The organism is Arcicella sp. GW458-12-2-14-TSB2 (assembly GCF_059423785.1).
In genome coordinates this window covers 1-4172 of record NZ_JBWKYN010000284.1, presented here as the reverse complement: position 1 = coordinate 4172, position 4172 = coordinate 1, and the positions used below count along the sequence as shown (strand labels likewise).

The 4172-nt window shown below is 35.4% G+C and carries 5 protein-coding genes; 1 reads left to right on the top strand and 4 read right to left on the bottom strand.

Annotation, left to right across the window (positions count from 1 at the left end; all coding sequences use genetic code 11):
• Positions 1-59: 59 nt before the first annotated feature.
• The 4 genes from AC07XN_RS23610 to AC07XN_RS23595 form a co-directional block, all read right to left on the bottom strand.
• On the bottom strand, positions 60-824 hold the full coding sequence (locus tag AC07XN_RS23610; protein WP_309922966.1) for a phosphoglycerol geranylgeranyltransferase: 765 nt from the start codon (positions 822-824) through the stop codon (positions 60-62).
• Positions 802-1200: a hypothetical protein gene (locus AC07XN_RS23605; RefSeq protein WP_309922968.1), complete on the bottom strand. Its 399-nt coding sequence runs from the start codon at positions 1198-1200 to the stop codon at positions 802-804. Before AC07XN_RS23605 ends, AC07XN_RS23610 begins: the two co-directional genes overlap by 23 nt.
• A 139-nt stretch (positions 1201-1339) precedes the next feature.
• Positions 1340-1693: a phage holin family protein gene (locus tag AC07XN_RS23600; protein WP_494744834.1), complete on the bottom strand. Its 354-nt coding sequence runs from the start codon at positions 1691-1693 to the stop codon at positions 1340-1342.
• A gap of 28 nt (positions 1694-1721) precedes the next feature.
• On the bottom strand, positions 1722-3032 hold the full coding sequence (locus AC07XN_RS23595; protein WP_309922972.1) for an Nramp family divalent metal transporter: 1311 nt from the start codon (positions 3030-3032) through the stop codon (positions 1722-1724).
• A gap of 176 nt (positions 3033-3208) precedes the next feature.
• On the opposite strand from AC07XN_RS23595, the gene AC07XN_RS23590 reads away from it, so the two are divergent.
• Positions 3209-3874, top strand: a complete 666-nt coding sequence (locus AC07XN_RS23590) for a metal-dependent transcriptional regulator (protein ID WP_494744833.1) — start codon at positions 3209-3211, stop codon at positions 3872-3874.
• Positions 3875-4172: the final 298 nt, after the last annotated feature.

Sequence of the window (4172 nt, the reverse complement as noted above, 5' to 3'; positions counted from 1 at the left end):
CTAGCGAGGGACTTAAGTCCCTCGCTAGGGATGGATTTTTGATTTTCAAACAGTCTTATTCAGGCAAGTAAATTCACTTCATTAAAACTTCTGACTGTTTTAGCAATGTCTTGTATTAATTCCATTCGTTCTTCAATGGCATTACCCACCACGATAATATCTGCACCTGCCCTTAAAGCATCATGCGCTTTTTTAGCAGTATTTATTCCTCCTCCTACGATGATGGGAACATCAACAGATTGCTGTACTGCGGCAATCATTTCTGGCGAAACTGCATTGTATGCACCCGAACCTGCATCCATATAGATTAACTTCAATCCTAACATTTCGCCTGCCATAGCCGTACACGCAGCAATGCTTGGTTTATCATGCGGAATGGGTGTGGTATTAGAAATATACGAAACCGTAGTTTGGCGACCGCTATCAATAATCATATAGCCCGTCGGTAATACTTCTATGCCACTTCTTTTCAGAATAGGGGCAGAAATTACTTGTTGACCTATGAGGTAATCAGGGTTTCTACCCGAAATCAATGACAGGAATAATACACCATCTACTTTATTATTAAGGTGCAGGCTATTGCCAGGGAATAGTACCACTGGTATATCGCTGTTTGCCTTAATATCCGTAATTACCTTTTCCATGATAGAGCTAGTAATTAAACTACCGCCCACAAAAAAGAAATCTACTGCTTGCTCTTTACTTAAGCTTATTAAATGCGAAAAGCTGTCTTCATTGACTTTGTCGGGGTCAATCAAGACAGCAAATGCTTTTTTGCCTTGAGCCTTCAGCTCATAAAATTTATTGAGAAGATTTCTCTGCATAATTTTCTTTTAAAATCGAAAGGGCTTCTATGATTTTATCTTTAGCAATGGCCATTAAAAATGACAACATGTACCCTTTGATAGATGAAACAAGCCACGATTCTTTCGCTTTTTCTTTTTTTACAATAACAGGTAAATTACCGTTTTCTGATATTTTGGCAGATACTTTTTTTTCATTATCCGAGGTCAAATAGCTAAATAGTAAATAACTAGTAGCTAAAACACCACCAATAATAAGGGCTCTCGTACCTATACGGGTAGCTTCTGATTTAAGGTTGCTAACCTGTCCATCAATCGTTTCTTTATATGCTTTCGCTTCTAAATGTAATTGTCGCTTACGTTCAGAGATTTTTTTGGGGCTAACTGTTGGAAACATAATCTTTACGTTATTCTGTTATTGTCCGAGTAAATTCATTGCACAAATCGCTGACACAATAACTGTGTATGTATGTAAAACTATTCAAAAGTAATAAAAATTGCTTTTTTGAGTAAAAATTTAAAGAAAGAATTATCTTTTAATTTTCTTGAAAAGGGGATTGAGTTTCTACTTCAATACTTTCTGTAATTGTATCGGGTTTTAGTAGTTTTTTTCCAAGATAAAAAACAAACGTTATTACAATGGCTAGTAACACTGTAACTACTAGAAAACCAAGGTATTCGCTTTTGAAAACATGGTTTAAAAATAATGCCAAAGTAAGAAGGAAGAATAAGAGAAGCAATAGTCCAGATAATACAAGTATTGCTCCGATAATCAACTTTTTAATCGTTTCCTGAACTCTTTCTTCTACTTCAAGTTTCGCAATTTCTACATACGTTTGTACATACTTATAGATGTTGTCAATCAATCCGTTTGTCTCTGGTATCTTCATGGCTTAGTTAATTTTGCAATACAAATAACTAAAAAATAGTATCCCAAAGCAAATATCCGTTTAATACAATGATGATAATTGCTACTATCCAAGAGCAAATTTTCATCAATTTGGAATTAACAAATTCGCCCATTTGGGTTTTATCATTTGTGAAAAGAATCAGAGGTACTACTGCAAAACTAAGCTGTAATGATAATATCACTTGGCTAAGTACTAATAATTCTCCCGTCCCTTTTTCTCCATACAATATTGTTACGACTAAAGCGGGAATCACTGCTATTAAGCGTGTTATTAGTCTTCTCAGCCAAGGCTTTAATCTCAAATTCAAAAAGCCTTCCATCACGATTTGCCCTGCTAAAGTTCCCGTTAACGTAGAGTTTTGTCCAGAAGCCAATAACGCTACAGCAAAAAATATTCCAGCAAACTTTACGCCCAAAACAGGGTCGAGCAAGTGATAAGCATCGTTGATATCTGCCACATTTTGATTTCCTGTATGGTGGAACGTAGCCGCAGAAATGATTAAAATAGCAGCGTTGATAAAGAATGCTATTGATAATGATAAGTTTGAGTCTATCGTCGCAAAAAAGATGGCCGAGCGTTTTCCTTCACTATTTTTTTCAAAATTTCGGGTTTGTACAATACTAGAATGTAGGTATAAATTATGAGGCATTACCGTAGCGCCCAAAATACCAATGGCCACGTACAACATTTCAGGATTAGTCAGGATTTCGGGTTTAGGTAAAATATTCCCAAAAATTTCTTTGATGGAAGGTTGAGATACAAATATCTCATACCCAAAACAACAAAAAATCATAAAAATTAATCCAGCCACAATAGATTCTAGTGTTCTAAAGCCCTTTCCTTGGAAATATAACAGTACCAAGACATCCAAAACGGTAATCACTACTCCTACTGTGAGCGGTAAGCCAAAAAGCAAATTAATGGCTATGGCAGAGCCTATGACTTCTGCTAAATCGCAAGCGGCAATAGCAATCTCACACAAAACCCATAATGTTATGGCAACAGGTTTTGAATACGCATGTCTACAGGCCTGTGCTAGGTCTCGTCCTGTGGCAATTCCTAATTTTAATGATAGATGCTGTAGGAGCATCGCAAAAATATTAGAAATAAGGATTACCGAAATGAGTGTGTAGCCAAATTTTGCTCCCCCTGCAATATCTGTTGCCCAGTTTCCAGGATCCATATAACCCACTGCAACCATCAAGCCTGGGCCTGTAAAAGCCCATAATTTTTTGGAAAAAGAACCTGTTTTAGGCACATGTATTGAACCATATACTTCTGGTAACGACTGATTTATAATTGTATTCTTAAGGTCCATGCTGAATATTGTATTAAATTGTAAGGTATGTCTCAGATATATGATGTAAATTTATTTTTTGTCAACTACAATTCAAAATATTTTTTTAGATTAATCTAAAATTTATTTTTTCGCTTATTAAATAATATCTTTGTCATAGAAACAACTACTATTATTGCCTTCAAAGAATATTCGTCATGACTTCATTTACGGAAGAAAACTACCTTAAAATAATTTATAAGCTTTCTGCGGAAACTGGCAGTGAAGTCACCACAAATGCTGTGGCAGAACTGACGCTTACAAAGGCAGCATCTGTTTCGGATATGCTTAGAAAACTTTCTGAAAAACAACTGGTTAACTACCAAAAATATCAAGGTGTGAGGCTAACAGAGTTGGGCGAGGCTGTGGCATTAAAGGTGATTAGAAAACACCGTTTATGGGAAGTTTTTTTAGTTGAGAAATTGGGCTTTAATTGGGATGAAGTACATGAAATTGCAGAGCAATTAGAACATATTGATTCAGAAGAGTTGGTTGAAAGACTTGACGAATTTTTAGGCTTTCCAAAGTTTGATCCACACGGTGACCCAATTCCAGATACTTTCGGAGTGATGCCTGAATTACGCTATCAAAATCTGTCAGAAATTGCAGTCGGACAGCATGTTGTAATGGTTGGTGTGTCTGAACACTCCCCTACTTTTTTACAGTACTTAGCCAAGATAGGGCTAACCTTAGGTTGTCATATTGTCGTAAAAGAATTGAATGAATTTGATAAATCGCTATGTGTTAGTCTTGGCGAAGCCCCTAGTCTTTTCATCAGCCACGAAGTAGCCAAGAATCTGTTAGTAAAGAGTATCAAAAATTGATTTTGAATTAAAAGCATAAAAAAACCTAATAACGCCGCCACGTTATTAGGTTAAAAAATCTGCGTTCGAAGAACACATTACAAAGATAGAAAAAATGGAGTTTAAGTCAAGCATTTTTAAAGAATTCCTTGTATAAACTTATAAAATATTACACGAACCAAGAATATTTCTTTATGAACTCCTCGAATTTGTTTACGAAACGCCAAAATCTTTCTACTTAAATTTTATAAATTAGTTTTTTTGATAATTAATTGCTAGCAAGCAACTCATCTTTACAAAACTATTTTCAGATTTAATA

What these genes read in the sequence shown, in the direction of transcription:
- AC07XN_RS23610 (WP_309922966.1), bottom strand. Translation starts at nt 824, where the DNA reads ATGCAGAGAAATCTTCTCAATAAATTTTATGAGCTGAAGGCTCAAGGC.
- AC07XN_RS23600 (WP_494744834.1), bottom strand. Translation starts at nt 1,693, where the DNA reads ATGAAGATACCAGAGACAAACGGATTGATTGACAACATCTATAAGTAT.
- AC07XN_RS23590 (WP_494744833.1), top strand. Translation starts at nt 3,209, where the DNA reads ATGACTTCATTTACGGAAGAAAACTACCTTAAAATAATTTATAAGCTT.
- AC07XN_RS23595 (WP_309922972.1), bottom strand. Translation starts at nt 3,032, where the DNA reads ATGGACCTTAAGAATACAATTATAAATCAGTCGTTACCAGAAGTATAT.
- AC07XN_RS23605 (WP_309922968.1), bottom strand. Translation starts at nt 1,200, where the DNA reads ATGTTTCCAACAGTTAGCCCCAAAAAAATCTCTGAACGTAAGCGACAA.